A 15502-nucleotide genomic window follows, 5' to 3' on the forward strand; every position below is an offset into this window, starting at 1 on the left:
ACGCATAAACATGGAATTATTACAAAAGTGGACGGATACCTACATTGAAGCAGGATGTGATGAGGTAGGAAGAGGCTGTTTAAGTGGGCCGGTTGTGGCCGCAGCTGTTATTTTAGATGATAATTTTCAACAGAACTTGGTGAATGATTCAAAAAAATTAACCTTTAAAACCAGGATGGAGCTGGATAGCTATATCAAGGATAATGTAAAATGCTACGCCATTGCAGAATTACCTCCTGCATTCATTGATGAACACAATATCCTTAATGCTAGTATTCATGCCATGCATCGTGCACTGGACCAGTTAACAATAACACCTGAGCTTATTTTAGTGGACGGAAATAAATTCCATCCCTACAATTATATTCCTCATCAATGTATTATTAAAGGGGACTCAAAAGTGTTATCTATAGCTGCTGCATCTATTCTTGCAAAAAACTATAGGGATAAACTCATGATTGAACTTCATGAAGAATTCCCTGAATATGGATGGAATACCAATTTTGGGTACGCCACAAAAAAACACCAGGAAGCCCTTATCAAGCATGGGCCCACCATACACCACAGACAGTCTTTCAGGCTTAAATATGATTAAGAAACGATGATACTCTTAAAGTTTTAGAGTGTATTCAAATAAAAAAAGAGAAGCAAAATTGCTTCTCTTTTTTGTATGATAGATTATTTCTTTCTATTTTTTTGTTGCTCCTGAGCCTGTTGTTGCTGTTGAGCTTTTTCCATCATTTCTCTCATTCGTTTCTGGAACTTACCTTCAGTCTTAGGCTTTTCCTTATTACTCTGAATCTGTGCATGGATTTTCTTTTCATCCAGAATCACATATTTAATAACAAGGATAATTAAGATGTTAATCGCATTCGAAACAAAATAATACCAAGAAAGACCTGATGCCGAAGTATTTAAGAAGAATAGGAATGTAATCGGGAAGATATACATTAACACTTTCATGTTTGGCATTCCTTCTTGCTGTGGCTGCTGCATGTTTCCTGAAGTCATTACTGTATAAATAAGGATAACAATAGTACATGCCAGAGCAAAAATACTTAAGTGATCTCCAAGGAAAGGAACTTTAAATGGTAATTTGATCAAGTCGTCATAAGCAGTTAAGTCTTTTGCAAACCAGAATCCTTGTCCTCTCAGGTCTATAAAGTTCGGGAAGAAACGGAATAATGCATAGAAGATCGGAATCTGAACCAAAGCAGGGAAACATCCAGCCAACTGATTAACACCAGCCTTTCTGTAAACTTCCATGGTAGCCTGCTGCTTCTTCATTGGATCAGCATCCTTGAACTTAGCGTTCACCTCATCAATTTCCGGACGAATCACTTTCATCATTGCACTTAGCTTATGCTGCTTGTACATAATAGGTGAAAGAATTAATTTCACAATGATTGTCATTAGGAAAATTACCCAACCTGCGGTTAGTCCCCAATCCGCGATAAGGTTATACATCGGCATAAAGAAACCACGGTTCATCCACCCGATGAATGACCATCCTAATGGAAGAATCTCATCAAAGTTTTTATCGTAAGATTTCAATAATTTCAAGTCTAACGGCATAAAGTACCAAGTAAAGTCTTGATTCAATTCACTTCCTGTCATTTGAACGAAACCTTCATAGTTTAGTTTTTTCAGGTACTCACCTTCTTCAACATTCTCCTGGTTTCCTTTACTTTGAGTAAATCCGTTCTTAGCTTCAATAACAGAAGTAAAGAACTGTTGTTTTACCCCAATCCAGTTAAGTGTCTCTTTTTCCTCCTCCATGGTTGTTCTTCCGTCATAATCATAATCTTTATAATTATTGAAAGCATAAGAGAATTCTGAGTGAGACTGCTCCTGAGCTCTACCTTTTTCTAGGTTTCTTACACTGTAATCCCAGATAAAATCTGCTTTGTTATCAGAAGTAATATTGGCTAAGCCTTGGGTTCTTACCTTAAAATCTAATGTATATTTATCCAATAAAGTATAAATAAACTGAATAACAGCACCATTATAATTTGCTGTCATGGTTACTGCATTTCCGTTAACAGAAGGTGAGAAAACTAAGTTCTTAGTATTAACAACTTTTCCTGTTTTGTCCTTAAACTGGAAACCGTAGTTTGAATTATTTTTATTGATCAGATAAAGCGGAAGATCTGCCTGATCTGTTTTGTGATCATATGCTTTATATTCAGAAAGCTGAACTTTAGAAACCTGACCTCCTAAACTAGAGAATTCAATATTCAATTCTTTGTTTGACAAATTCGCTGTCTGAATGGAGCCAGGAGTTACATTTGGATTGATATTGGTTGCCTGAGTTTGTTTTACGGCATTTTTTACCTGTTCCGTTTTTTGCTGCTGAGCTTTCAACTCCTCTTCTTTTGCCTGTTTGTTCTGGAAATAGAACATAAAGCCAAAGAGAACCAGGCATAAAACCGCGAAACTAATCATCTGCTTCTTATCGATTCCGTTGTTTTGTTGCATTTTATTTTATATTAAAATTTTAAATTTAAAATGTACGTACTAGCATACGTAATTTGAGCTGACAAAAATACTGTTTTTTTATCAAAACTCTATGCTTTACTATGTTACTATATAACAAACTCAAGCTGAGAATAATCAGCCTGAGTTTATTAGTAGACGTTTATAATAAAAAATTACCTTATTTCTTTTCGCAAGCCTTAATAAAAGCTCTGAATAAAGGATGTGGCGTAGCTACCGTACTCTTATATTCCGGGTGATACTGAACACCTACATAGAACGGATGATCAGGTAGTTCTAAAGCCTCTACCAGTCCTGTTTCAGGGTTTGTACCTGTAGCAAGGAAACCATTCTTTTCAAATTCCTGAAGATAATCACTGTTGAATTCATAACGGTGACGGTGTCTTTCAGAAATATTTTTGCTTCCGTAGATATCAAATAATTTAGAACCATTTTTCAGGGTACATTTCCAAGCACCAAGACGCATTGTTCCTCCTTTATCAATTACATTTTTCTGCTCTTCCATTAATGAAATTACAGGATCAGGAGTTGCTGTATCAAATTCCACTGAGTTTGCTTTTGTATGTCCTAAAACATTTCTAGCAAATTCAATCGTCATGATCTGCATCCCTAAACAAATTCCCAACATCGGAATTTTATTTTCTCTGGCGTATTTTGCAGTAAGAACTTTTCCTTCAATTCCTCTGTCTCCGAAGCCTGGAGCAACAAGGATACCATTTACACCTTTCAGTACGTCCTTAATATTATCTTCTGTAATATCACCACTGTATACCCATCTTACCTTTACTTCAGTTTCAAGGTCTGCCCCAGCATGCTTAAATGCCTCAGCGATAGAAATATACGAATCCTGAAGAGAAACATATTTTCCAACCAATGCAATTTCAACGGTTTTCTTAGGGTTCTGGAATTTCTTAAGGAAACTCTTCCAATCCTTAAGATCAGCAACTTTATCACTTTTCAGATCCAGTTCTTTCAATACTACATCATCAAAGTTTTGTTTCTGAAGATACATTGGAACTTCATAGATTGTTTCAAGATCTTTACATTCAATAACATTTTCTAAAGCTACGTTACAGAACTGAGCCAGTTTTGCTCTCTGATCTTTTGGAATTTTATGTTCTGTTCTACAAACCAACACATCAGCCATAATTCCGCTTTCCATCAATTGACGAACGGAATGCTGTGATGGTTTTGTTTTTAATTCTCCACTTGAAGCCAAATATGGCAATAATGTTAGGTGAATAACCATAGAATTTTTCTCTCCCAGCTCCCATTTCAACTGACGAACAGTTTCAATATAAGGTAAAGATTCAATATCTCCGACAGTTCCTCCGATCTCAGTAATAATGATATCGTAGTTCTGCTTGGAAAGCATTTTAATTCTACGTTTGATTTCGTTAGTAATATGAGGAATTACCTGAACTGTTTTTCCAAGGAAGTCTCCTTTTCTTTCTTTTTCAATTACAGTCTGGTAGATTTTTCCTGTAGTAACATTATTATTTTGGGATGTAGGAGCATCAAGATAACGCTCATAGTGGCCTAAATCCAGATCCGTCTCCGCACCATCTTCAGTCACGTAGCACTCTCCGTGCTCATAAGGATTCAATGTTCCCGGGTCGATATTGATATAAGGATCAAGTTTTTGGATCGTTACGTTAAAACCGCGTGATTTTAGCAATAGTCCCAGAGAAGCAGACACGATTCCTTTTCCCAAAGATGAAGTTACACCTCCTGTCACAAAGATGTACTTTGTATTCTTTTTACTCATTAGATTAGGTTTGTGCAAAGTTATGGGAAAAAGAAACACAAAGCAATCTTTTAGGTTTTGAAAATGAGAAAACATGCTTCAAACAATTATAAAACCAGATTAAAATTTTTATCTATATTTGATATAAGCAAATGACAAAAATTAAAAACAACCATGATTTCGGTATATAAACTAAAACCAAAATTCCAGCAGCTGCTCGCTCCTGTTTTATTATTTTTGAATAAAAATGCGATTACAGCCAATCAGATTACCATTAGCTCAATCCTTTTATCTGTAATAATCGGAGTATTATTTTGGAATGCAGACACTTCAAAATGGTTCTTCCTGAGTCTTCCCATTGGGCTGCTTCTGAGAATGGCCCTGAATGCACTGGATGGAATGATGGCCAGAAGATTTAATCAAACCAGTAAATTAGGGGAAGTTTTGAACGAAGTGGGTGATATTATTTCTGATGTCATTATATTTTTTCCTTTGCTTAAGTTTCAGCCTGAAAGTTTATACCTGATTGTCATTTTCATTGTTTTAAGTATCATTAATGAATTTGCAGGGTTGATGGGAAAAATTGTAGGAAAAGAGCGCCGTTATGATGGACCCATGGGAAAAAGTGATCGTGCCCTTATGCTAGGGTTGTATGGTTTATTGATATTTTTTGGAGTCAGTATCACAACTATTTCAAGCTATATTTTTGGCGCCATTATTCTTCTTCTCTTCATCAGTACTTACACTAGACTCAAGAAATCTCTGAATGAAGCCTGAAGAAAATAAATTTGCAGATGTTCCTTTAAGAGTAAAAACGTGGATCTACATCATCATTGTTTTTGCCCTCGGAATTTCGCATCCCCTTGCCACAGCTATCTTTGTTTCATGGATAGGCGCGCAATCTTTCTTTGAGTTTTCAAGGATGTTTAAAATTTATGAAAAACCTATTATTCCATCTTTATTCATTGGAGTTTCACAGTTTTTCCTGCTCCAATTTTTAAGTATTGAAAATTACTTTTTGTACAGTTCTATATTAGGAATTGTTGTGCTACTCTATTTTTTCATTTTAAAATCATCTACCCGACAATTGATGGGTATTTTCATTGCTTTAATGGTCTGTCTTTTTGCTTTTCCTCATTTGTTTTGGATACGAAATAGTTCCAATGGCCTCAGTTCCATCATATTTATTGTTGTTGTGACAGAATTGAATGACGTTTTTCAATATTTAATGGGTAAATTCTTTGGAAAACATAAAATAGTCCCTACAATCAGTCCTAATAAAACACTTGAAGGATTTATTGGTGGAGTTTTAATTACCTTGATTTTAAGTAATATTTTAGGATTCTTTTTACTTAAAACAGATATTATAACCAATAGCATTATAGGAATAACACTTGGAGTTTTCGGATTTTGCGGAGATATCTTTATGTCCTATTTAAAACGAAAAACTGATGTAAAGGATACGGGTACTCTGCTTCCCGGACATGGAGGACTTTTGGACAGAATGGACAGCCTGATCTTCAATGCTCCTTTATTTTTCTGGATATTATCGTTTCTGATTAAGAATTAAAATCATGGATGAAAAATTTAAAAGAGCAGTAATTTTTTCAGGAGGCGGAACAAGGTTAATGATCTACCTTGGAATTTTTGCAGCCCTGGATGAATTGAATATGAAGCCTGATATTCTTATTGCATCATGTGGTGGATCATTTGCGGCAGCTGTTATCAATGCTTTTCCGGATCATTTTTCAAGAAAAGAATATCTAAAATCTGAGGAATATTTCCAGTTTGTATCGCAAACTACATTAACAAGGTACAAAAAGCTTTCTGAAATAGGAATTTTTTCATTAAAAAAATGTTTTGACAAAAGGAAAGCTCCTTTTATTGAAGATATTTTCAACAGATATCTTGTTGAAATGCCTCAGGATCTGACTGAATGTTTTCCATCAATAAAAAACACCTCATTTTCGAAAGAAATCCCAACCGTTATCATAGGCTCTGAACTTCTTTTCACACCTCAGGATTCTCAACAGTTAAGAAACGGGAAAAAACTATTTCAAAAAGTAATTTTCACAGATATTGAAACTGCTAAAAAAATTGGTGAAGAATATATTTCCACCCATCCAAAAAGCTTTAAAAATAGTGCCGTTGAAGAAACCTCAAAAATTATCACCGATTTTTCAATGCTTGAAAGTACCAGAGCTTCTGTTTCTGATATGTTTTATGTAAAACCGCTCGCTCTTCACAACAGATATTTCATGGGCGGGGTGATAGACCTGGTTCCCATTGAATTGGCAAGACATCTTTCCAAAGAGGTGATTACAGAAAAAAAACAATCCTATACCTCTATAGAAGAAGCACTTATCCGTTCTGTTTTTGGCTTCAGCGCTAATGAGAGGTTAATGGAAACGGAGAATATTATCTCAGAATTTCAAATTGACACTACCGGTATAAAGAAAGATCTTCAAGGACATTATCTGGAAAAAAAAATCAATTGGAAAAAGCTGGAGATCGATTTTTCATTCCCGAAAACGTATCCACAATTTGTGGAGGATATGGAAATGCAGTGGCAATATGGCTTTGATCAAACAGTGAAAAATATAAGAGACAAACTCTAATTTTTTTAACCATAAAAGTCATAAACATTTTTAAGTGATAATAAATCCCTGCCATTATCCAACTTTCACTTTTAAAATTTATTTTTACATAAAATTGAAAATCACAGAATACCCATGAATGTTTTTATTGCAGGCGGAACCTCAGGAATTGGCTATTCTCTGGCCAAGCACTATCTTTCAAAAGGATATTGTGTAGGAATCTGTGGAAGAAACCTTGCAAAAATAGAGGAGAACAACTTTAAGAACTTACAGGCGTTTCAGGCAGATGTTTCTGATATGAATTCGATTTCATCCGTATTAGAATCTTTTCTGTTGGATAAACAAGGACTGGATATTTTTATTAACTGCGCAGGAAGCTATGCTGAGGATGTGGCAGGAAATATTTCCTATGAAGAAGCAGAAGAAATGCTTCAAACCAATATTTCAGGAACTGTTAATTGCTTTGAGGCTTCCAGAAAAGCCATGAAAAATCAGAAAAATGGTAGCATAACGGTGGTAGCATCAGTTTCGGGGATATTAGAATATGAAAATTCCAGTCTTTATACCAAGACAAAAAGATCTGTGATACAGATTGCAGAGGCTTACCGTCGTGCATTGAAGCCTTTCGGGATTTCTGTGACCACTATTGCTCCCGGATATGTAGATACCGAAAAATTAAGACAGCTAAACCAGAACAATTTAGGTAAAAAACCTTTCCTCACCAATCTGGAAACAGCGACTCATATTATATCCGAAGCTATCGAAAATAAAGAGAAATTAATTATTTTCCCAACAAAAATGAAGTGGATGATGAGATCCTTATCCCTGCTTCCCTCTTCTTTATTAAATATGATCATGTTCAGAAAAGCCAAATGGATGAAAAACGATTGACAATAAAGCAAAAGCTTTATGCCCTTATTCTTTGTTCCGTTGTATTCATGATGGTTTACAATGGTGCGGCGTGGTATATTTCAACATTGGCAGAGGTTCCATCATTTGTTTTTGATTTTGAAAAACATATACCATTCATCCCTTGGACAATTATTCCTTATATGACGAGTGGATTATTCTTCTGTATGGTATTTTTTCTCTGTAATAGTACAGAACAGCTTAAGGTTTTAACCCAAAGAATGCTTTTTGTAACCATTGTTGCAGGAATTTGCTTTCTTTTATTTCCTTTACAATTTTCTTTTTCGAAACCTGAAACTGGAAATCTTTTTTTTGGATATTCTTTTCAGTTTTTAAAGGCTTTTGATTCTCCTTTTAATCAGGCCCCGTCATTACATATTGCCTATGCATTTATTTTCTGGTCTGTTTTCAGAAATATAAAAAAAGGAAAGATTTTTATAATGCTTTGGCTTATTCTTTTGGGGATTTCAACATTAACGACCTATCAACATCATTTTATTGATATTATAACAGGAACCTTGGTTGCCCATATCAGTTTCATTCTCTTTCCTTATCGAAAAAGAGATTTCAGGTATAGAAATTTTCAAGTTGCCAATTATTATTTTTTATTAGGCTGGATGCTTATTCTGACTGCCTTATTGTTGAATCAATTTTCAGGATATCCCGGATTATTTTTTCTGTGGCCGGCTTTAATGATGCTTTTCATTGGATATCATTATCAAAAGAACAATATTTACTTTTTAAAGAATCAAAACGGAAACATTCCGTGGATAAGGAAAATATTTTATTCCCCATATCTTTTAATGTATCAAGGGCTTTGGAAATTTTTAAGGAAAAATAAAAATCCTATTGAGCCTACTCCCCATCTTTATATTTCGTCAAGGCCGGATCATGACATTGTAGAACGATTTACAATCAACAAAAATATTTTCATCTATGATTTATCCCCTGAAATTGAGGAAATATCATTCTTAAAAGGACAATCTTCCTATCATTTCCATCCTATTATGGATATTGGCAGTTTTGATATTGAGGATACCCAAAAACTTGTTACTGAAATTTCTGAACAATATAAACACCTTCCGAAAGACGGAAAGATTCTTATTCATTGTACTATGGGCTTTACCAGAAGTTCTGTAATTGGAATTTTAGTAATCAAAAATATTTTATCTTTACCTTTAGAGGAAGCAATAACCACAATGAAAATCAGCAACAAGAATATGATCATTCATTCTTATCTGCAGGATTTTTTGAAAAAAATTTAAACTATGAACAGCGGACATTTTACGAGTTTTGATAACCAAGATATTTTTTATCGCGAATGGAACTATCAGCCACAGCAGAAGAGCATCATCATGATCCATCGTGGCCATGAGCATTCCGAGAGGCTTAATGATATTGCACAATCCGCACAGTTTTCAAAATACAATATTTTCGCATTTGATCTCCGCGGACATGGTCTTACAAAAACCAAAACTTCATCTGTTTTTATGGATTATGTTCGAGATCTGGATGCATTTTCCAAATTTCTTTATTCCAAATATGATGTAAATATTTCGGATATTTTTGTAGTTGCCAACAGTATAGGTGGAGTTGTTGCTTCTGCCTGGGCCCATGATTTTGCGCCCAAAATTGCAGGAATGGCTCTTCTTGCTCCGGCATTCAGAATCAACCTTATTGTTCCTTTGGCCAATGAAATCATTACTCTGGGAACCAAGCTAAAAAAAGGATTGATTATCAAAAGCTATGTGAAATCTAAAATGCTTACTCATGATCCTGAACAACAAAAAGCTTACGATACGGATCCATTGATCTCAAGATCCATTGATGCTGAACTTCTGATTGACCTCGCAAAAGCCGGAAAGCGTTTAGTAGAAGATGCTGAGGCTATAGATACTCCAACCTTGATTTTAGCTGCTGAAAAAGATCATGTTGTTTTCAACAAGGATCAAAAAATCTTCCATGATAAATTGGATACAGATTTAAAAAATTACGAAGTTCTGCCAGATTTTTTCCATGGAATTTTATTTGACTCCGGAAGAGAAAAGGTATATGATAAAATTGTGGATTTTGCAGAAAAATGCTTCAACAGGTCTCCCAAGCAGCCGAATCTTTCGCCTGACTCATTTTCTGTAAAAGAATATCAGGATCTTCAAAATAATATTGGAAATAATCTGAATTTTAAGTTTCAGAAACTTTCACTCGGAAATATCGGAAAAATAAGTGACGGGATGGCCATCGGATTACAATATGGCTTTGATTCCGGTGCTTCATTGGATTATGTTTATCAGAATAAGCCGAGTGGAAAATTTGGTTTTGGGAAAATGATGGATAAGAATTACCTCAACGCCATTGGCTGGAAAGGAATCCGCATCAGAAAACAACAATTACTTCAACTTTTAGAGCAAAATATTCAAATTCTGAAACAGCAAGGCAGGCCGATTAAAATTCTGGATGTTGCAGGCGGCACGGGAAATTATTTATTTGACATTAAAAAGAAGTATCCTGAAGCTGATATTGTCATCAATGAATTTGTAAAATCCAATATTGAAATTGGAGAAAAGGTTATTAAAGAAAAAAACTATCAAAAAATAAGGTTCACCAATTTTGACTGCTTTGATCCTGAAACCTATAAAAAACTGGATTTTGAACCTAATATCACAATTGTATCAGGTATTCTTGAACTTTTTGGGGATAATGAAATGGCCAGTAAAGCTATTCGTGGAGTGGCTTCCATCTCAGAACAGAATTCCTACATTGTTTACACCGGCCAGCCTTGGCATCCACAATTAAAAATGATCGCCTATGTTCTGAATAATCATCAAAACAAAGATTGGATCATGAGAAGACGTTCACAAAAAGAACTGGATAGAGTTATGTCTTTCAATTCTGTTCAAAAGGACAGCATGTTGATTGACGATTTTGGAATCTTCACTGTTTCCTCAGGAAAAATAAATGTTCTGAACTGATTTATTTCTCCAAAATCATAAAAAGATTAAAAATAAAAGAGGCTTTTCAATTTGTTTGAAAAGCCTCTTTTATTATTTATATAGAAATTATTTCTTAACCAATTCAAGATAAACGTTGATATCAACATCTTTGGCAATACCAGTTCCGGTTGGATCATAGCTGATATCATAATCCAGACGATTGATTGTAAATTTCCCCTGAATTCCCATTACCTCTTTTCCGTCTTTATTTTTCGCTATCCCGCCCATTGTTACAGGTATACTGATATCTTTAGTCGTTTCCTTAATGGTCAGTTTTCCGTTCAATACATACGAACCTTTATCTTTCGCAACAGAAGTACCTACAAATTTCATATCAGGATATTTTCCGGCTGCAAAAAAATCTTTGCTTTTAAGATGATTATCCCTCATCTCTACCCCGGTATTAATGGTTTCTGTAGAAATATTGATATCAAATGCCGCATTGTCCAGATTAGCACCTTTTGTTGCAACTGTTCCTCCAAATTTATCAAATCGGCCCTGCACAAAGCTTATTCCCATATGTTTTATGGTAAAGTTCACGGAAGAATGCATTGGATCTATTTCCCAATTATTCTGTGCGAAAGAGAAAACACTTAAAAATGCGAATACAAAGGATAAGAATAGTTTTTTCATTGTAATTATATTTTACATTAATATTTTAATTTTAGCAAAGCTAAGATATGAAAGATATTTCTATCGTTGACCTATGTTATTTTTTTGACATTTAAACCTCGGAAGAAAAATGCTTTTTTTATAACTTCGCAGTATGGCAAAACTGAAAACGGCATATTTCTGTCAAAACTGCGGAACACAATATTCTCAATGGATGGGACAATGCAAAAATTGTGGAGAATGGAACACCTTGGTGGAAGAAGTTGTAGAAAAGACCTCTCATAAGGCTGTACCATTCTCAAAAACCAAGCAGCATGTCATCAATATCATCGAGGTAGAAACCAGTGAGGAACCGAGAATAAAAACTCCATCTGAAGAGCTGAACCGTGTTCTAGGAGGCGGAATTGTATTAGGTTCTGTTACCTTAATCGGTGGTGAACCCGGAATCGGAAAATCTACTCTTCTGTTGCAGCTTGCCTTAAAAATGAAGAAGAAAGTCTTCTATGTTTCAGGGGAAGAAAGCGCTTCTCAGATTAAAATGAGAGCGGATAGACTAACGGATATTCAAAACCCAAACTGTTTTCTTTTCACAGAAACTTCACTTGAAAAAATTCTTCACGAAGCCAAAAAACTGGAACCGGATTTTATGATCATCGATTCCATCCAGACGCTTCAGTCACAACTTATAGAAAGTTCTCCGGGAACTGTATCTCAAATTAGAGAGTGTTCCAATGAAATTATTAAATATGCTAAGGAGAACAGTATTCCTGTATTTCTGGTAGGTCACATTACCAAAGACGGTCAAATTGCGGGACCAAAAGTACTGGAACACATGGTGGATGTGGTTTTGAACTTTGACGGAGACCGAAATCACCTTTTTAGATTACTGAGAGCCAATAAAAACCGTTTTGGATCCACTTCTGAAATCGGAATCTACGAAATGATTTCCCAAGGATTAAAGGAAATTAAAAATCCATCTGAAATTCTTATCACAAAGAAGTTTGAGGAACTTTCGGGAAATTCAGTGGCAGTAACTCTGGAAGGAAACAGACCTATGCTTTTGGAAATACAGGCGCTGGTAAGTACTGCTGTTTATGGTACCCCACAAAGGAGTTCTACCGGATTTGACTCAAAAAGGCTGAATATGCTGTTGGCTGTACTGGAAAAAAGAGCAGGTTTTCAACTGGGAGCAAAGGATGTCTTCCTTAATATTACGGGAGGGATAAAAACTGATGATCCAGCTTTGGATTTAGCGGTCATTGCATCTGTTCTTTCGTCTAGTGAAGACATTGCCATTTCTGAACATTACTGTTTTGCAGGAGAGATTGGATTAAGCGGAGAAATTCGTCCGGTTGCCCAAGTTGAACAGAGAATTACCGAAGCTGAAAAATTAGGGTATGAAAAGATATTCGTTTCTAATCTTAATAAAATTCCGAAAAGAAAATTTGGGATTAAGATTGAGGAAGTAAGTAAAATTGAAGATTTCCATGAAAGACTTTTTTAGAAAAAAAGACAATATAGCAAATCTGTTCAGGTTAAAAAATCAATAAATCGGAATAAAAATTGTAGAAGTCAGTAAAATTAAAGATCTTAACAGAAGATTTTTTTAATGATGAAAACAAATATCCGGGAATATTACAGCAACCTCGCAGAATCCTACGATGACAATCGTTTTGGGAATTCCTATGGAAAATATATTGATCAACAGGAAAGATCATTTTTAACCTCATTTTTTCAGAATAAAAAATACACTAAGGTTCTGGATTTGGGATGCGGAACAGGCCGATTGCTCAACTTTGCTACTCATGGAACAGATTTCAGCGAGAACATGCTGAACGTTGCACGACAAAAATATCCTGAAAAAATTCTGGATGTAGGAGAAATATCTAAGATCCCTTTTCACAGTGAGTTTGAGTGTATTTTCTGTTTTCATGTGATTATGCACCAAAATCAGGAAGAGACAAAAGCATTTTTAAATGAATGTCATCAGAAATTAAGTAAAAACGGAACTTTAATTTTCGATTATCCATTGAAAACCAGAAAAAAAGCTGTTTCTCCACAGGCGGATTGGCATGCAGGAAATAGTTTTTCACCTTCAGAAATTTCACAAATATCAAAAGACAGATGGAAAGTTAAAAATACAACAGGAATTCTCTTTTTTCCAATTCACAGATTGCCAAAAGCGGTAAGAAAATTCTTTTTGCCACTGGATATTCTACTTTGCAGGACTTTCCTGAAAAACTGGGCGTCTTATCATATTACCGTTTTAGAAAAGATATGAAACAACAACTAAAAAACTGGATTCCTCATTCATGGAAACTACAGATAAAGCTTTTGCAACGGTATGTTGATGAAAGGAAAAATAACCATTCTTATCCTAAGAAATATCTTTCGGAAAATATTGGTGAACATTCCATTAAAATCCAGCAAATCATTAAAAAAGGAGCGTTTCATCATAACAAAATTCATAATTTAAAAGTTGTAGGAAATAAGATTAATAATCTGGTGATTCATCCCGGTGAGGTATTTTCATTTTGGAAAATAATTGGAAAACCTAGTAAAAAAAACGATTTTAAAGAGGGAAGAAATTTAATAAAAAATAATATTTCAAGTGATGTTGGTGGCGGAATATGTCAGTTTTCTTCAATTTTATATTTTATGGCTCTTCAGTCAGGATTAAAGATTTTGGAAAGATTCCCTCATTCTATAGATATCTATAAAGAAGAAGAACGTTTTACGCCTTTGGGTTCAGACTGTACGGTGGTTTATGGCTATAAGGATCTGCAGATTCAGAATATTTTACCATTTCCTGTTCAAATTAAATGCATGATTAATGATGACGAGCTTTACCTCAGCCTGATTTCGCCCAAAGAATTAAGGGTACAGGAAGTTGAATTTAAATATTTTGAAACAGAAAAAGGGGTTTGGGTGGAAACCTTAAGCAATAGTAAAACTTTGTTTAAAAATTTCTATATTCGTTTATGAATTATTTGGCTCATTCCTTTCTCACTTTTACCGACGGACAAATTGTTGGTCAGTTTCTGGAAGACTTTATCCGAAACAAGGATCGATTTTCTTTCCCTAAGGATATTCAGGATGGAATTACCCTTCACAGAGCTATTGACACATTTACCGACTCCCACCCTGCTATTCATGAGGCTAAAAAGGTTTTCGCACCCTTGGTAAGACTGTATGCCGGAGCATTTGTAGATGTCTCTATGGATTATTTTGTTGCCAATGATCTTTCCCTAAATTCCCTTACAGAATGGAAAGCACATTCTCTCCGTGTTTACAAAGTATTGAATTCGAATGAAGAATGGCTACCTGAGAACTTCAAAAAAATGCTGGTGAAAATGGAACATGATGACTGGTTGTATAATTATCGTGAAGATTGGGGCATTAAGTTCAGTATTCAAAATGTTCTGAATAAGGCTCAATATCTGGATAAGGACATTCCTGTTTTTGAGGCATTTTTAGAAAACAAAACATTTCTTCAGAAATGCTATGATGATTTTTTTCCAGATCTCTTGGCACACGCTAAAGAAATCAATATCTTGATTCAACTGGAGAACTAAAACTGCTTATAAAGATATCGGTTGGGATAAGATAACTTTTCACTTTTCCTCTCTCCATTCACAATAATATGGACAATATTAATCTGATCATCAAATAGATTATACAGAAAACTTACTGCTGTTTCTATTTTTTTGGGACTGGCGACTGGCTCTGACTCGAGAAAGACATTTACAGATTCCTGATCTTCCTCATATCCTATGTAATTTATTTTTAAAAATTTATTGTCTGCCTTTAGCTTAAAGTATTCCTGACAATACTTTTGCAGGTATTCATTGAGTTTAGTTTTATATCTTTCATCATTAAAGTGAAAAGATCCACCATATTTTTTGCTCAATCCATTTTCCGTATCATCCAGAAAAAAATGCCCCGTCACTTCAAAGGTTTTGGATTTTGAATTATAATTGATCTCCACAGACCCTACATGATAGGGATGAACAGCTTTACTCTCTACAAAGCTTTGAAAGATAACCGTAAGACATAAAAAAAATGAGAAAAAAACTTTATTAAACATTCATTTTATTTTATGGCAAATATAGAAAAAGCAGCAGTTATGGAAACTGCTGCTTTTATTTATT

At 34.7% G+C, this 15502-nt stretch carries 15 protein-coding genes; 11 read left to right on the plus strand and 4 right to left on the minus strand.

Translation table 11 applies throughout. From position 1 onward, the window contains the following. Nucleotides 1-10: 10 nt before the first annotated feature. Complete coding sequence (locus EG359_RS11325; RefSeq protein ID WP_076354752.1) at nucleotides 11-595, plus strand: ribonuclease HII; 585 nt, start codon at nucleotides 11-13, stop codon at nucleotides 593-595. A gap of 83 nt (nucleotides 596-678) precedes the next feature. Here the strand turns inward: EG359_RS11325 and yidC are convergent, their stop codons facing one another. Together yidC and EG359_RS11335 are read right to left on the minus strand one after the other, a co-directional pair. Beyond that, on the minus strand, nucleotides 679-2478 hold the full coding sequence (yidC, locus tag EG359_RS11330) for a membrane protein insertase YidC (protein WP_076354754.1): 1800 nt from the start codon (nucleotides 2476-2478) through the stop codon (nucleotides 679-681). 178 nt (nucleotides 2479-2656) lie between these two features. Beyond that, nucleotides 2657-4264 (minus strand): CTP synthase, encoded by a 1608-nt coding sequence (locus EG359_RS11335; protein WP_076354756.1) that lies wholly within the window; start codon nucleotides 4262-4264, stop codon nucleotides 2657-2659. Nucleotides 4265-4417: 153 nt separating this feature from the next. Here EG359_RS11335 and EG359_RS11340 point away from each other — a divergent pair, with 153 nt between their 5' ends. The 6 genes from EG359_RS11340 to EG359_RS11365 all read left to right on the plus strand — a co-directional run bounded on the left by EG359_RS11340 (nucleotide 4418) and on the right by EG359_RS11365 (nucleotide 10718). Beyond that, entirely contained in the window at nucleotides 4418-5020 is a 603-nt protein-coding gene (locus EG359_RS11340; protein WP_076354758.1) for a CDP-alcohol phosphatidyltransferase family protein, read from the plus strand. Continuing rightward, nucleotides 5010-5813, plus strand: a complete 804-nt coding sequence (locus EG359_RS11345; RefSeq protein ID WP_076354760.1) for a phosphatidate cytidylyltransferase — start codon at nucleotides 5010-5012, stop codon at nucleotides 5811-5813. The genes EG359_RS11340 and EG359_RS11345 overlap by 11 nt, the downstream gene beginning before the upstream one ends. A gap of 4 nt (nucleotides 5814-5817) precedes the next feature. Beyond that, complete coding sequence (locus EG359_RS11350; protein ID WP_076354762.1) at nucleotides 5818-6861, plus strand: patatin-like phospholipase family protein; 1044 nt, start codon at nucleotides 5818-5820, stop codon at nucleotides 6859-6861. 114 nt (nucleotides 6862-6975) lie between these two features. Further along, on the plus strand, nucleotides 6976-7731 hold the full coding sequence (locus EG359_RS11355) for an SDR family NAD(P)-dependent oxidoreductase (RefSeq protein ID WP_076354778.1): 756 nt from the start codon (nucleotides 6976-6978) through the stop codon (nucleotides 7729-7731). Continuing rightward, complete coding sequence (locus tag EG359_RS11360) at nucleotides 7644-9014, plus strand: phosphatase PAP2 family protein (RefSeq protein ID WP_123867370.1); 1371 nt, start codon at nucleotides 7644-7646, stop codon at nucleotides 9012-9014. Before EG359_RS11355 ends, EG359_RS11360 begins: the two co-directional genes overlap by 88 nt. 3 nt (nucleotides 9015-9017) lie before the next feature. After that, complete coding sequence (locus EG359_RS11365) at nucleotides 9018-10718, plus strand: bifunctional alpha/beta hydrolase/class I SAM-dependent methyltransferase (RefSeq protein WP_076354782.1); 1701 nt, start codon at nucleotides 9018-9020, stop codon at nucleotides 10716-10718. A gap of 87 nt (nucleotides 10719-10805) precedes the next feature. On the opposite strand, the gene EG359_RS11370 is transcribed toward EG359_RS11365, so the two are convergent. Then, complete coding sequence (locus tag EG359_RS11370) at nucleotides 10806-11372, minus strand: YceI family protein (RefSeq protein WP_076354784.1); 567 nt, start codon at nucleotides 11370-11372, stop codon at nucleotides 10806-10808. Between the two features lie 133 nt (nucleotides 11373-11505). On the opposite strand from EG359_RS11370, the gene radA reads away from it, so the two are divergent. The 4 genes from radA (at nucleotide 11506) to EG359_RS11390 (ending at nucleotide 14926) form a co-directional block, all read left to right on the plus strand. Beyond that, nucleotides 11506-12855, plus strand: coding sequence for a DNA repair protein RadA (radA, locus tag EG359_RS11375; protein ID WP_076354786.1), 1350 nt, complete (start codon nucleotides 11506-11508; stop codon nucleotides 12853-12855). A 105-nt stretch (nucleotides 12856-12960) separates the two neighbouring features. Next, nucleotides 12961-13632: a class I SAM-dependent methyltransferase gene (locus tag EG359_RS11380; RefSeq protein ID WP_076354788.1), complete on the plus strand. Its 672-nt coding sequence runs from the start codon at nucleotides 12961-12963 to the stop codon at nucleotides 13630-13632. Beyond that, entirely contained in the window at nucleotides 13629-14336 is a 708-nt protein-coding gene (locus EG359_RS11385) for a VanW family protein (protein WP_076354790.1), read from the plus strand. Before EG359_RS11380 ends, EG359_RS11385 begins: the two co-directional genes overlap by 4 nt. Beyond that, nucleotides 14333-14926 (plus strand): acyl carrier protein phosphodiesterase, encoded by a 594-nt coding sequence (locus EG359_RS11390; RefSeq protein ID WP_076354792.1) that lies wholly within the window; start codon nucleotides 14333-14335, stop codon nucleotides 14924-14926. The genes EG359_RS11385 and EG359_RS11390 overlap by 4 nt, the downstream gene beginning before the upstream one ends. Here the strand turns inward: EG359_RS11390 and EG359_RS11395 are convergent. After that, on the minus strand, nucleotides 14923-15438 hold the full coding sequence (locus EG359_RS11395; RefSeq protein ID WP_076354794.1) for a DUF6702 family protein: 516 nt from the start codon (nucleotides 15436-15438) through the stop codon (nucleotides 14923-14925). The genes EG359_RS11390 and EG359_RS11395 overlap by 4 nt on opposite strands. Nucleotides 15439-15502 lie beyond the last annotated feature (64 nt).

Origin of the sequence: Chryseobacterium joostei (assembly GCF_003815775.1) — a bacterium.
Lineage (GTDB): Bacteria > Bacteroidota > Bacteroidia > Flavobacteriales > Weeksellaceae > Chryseobacterium > Chryseobacterium joostei.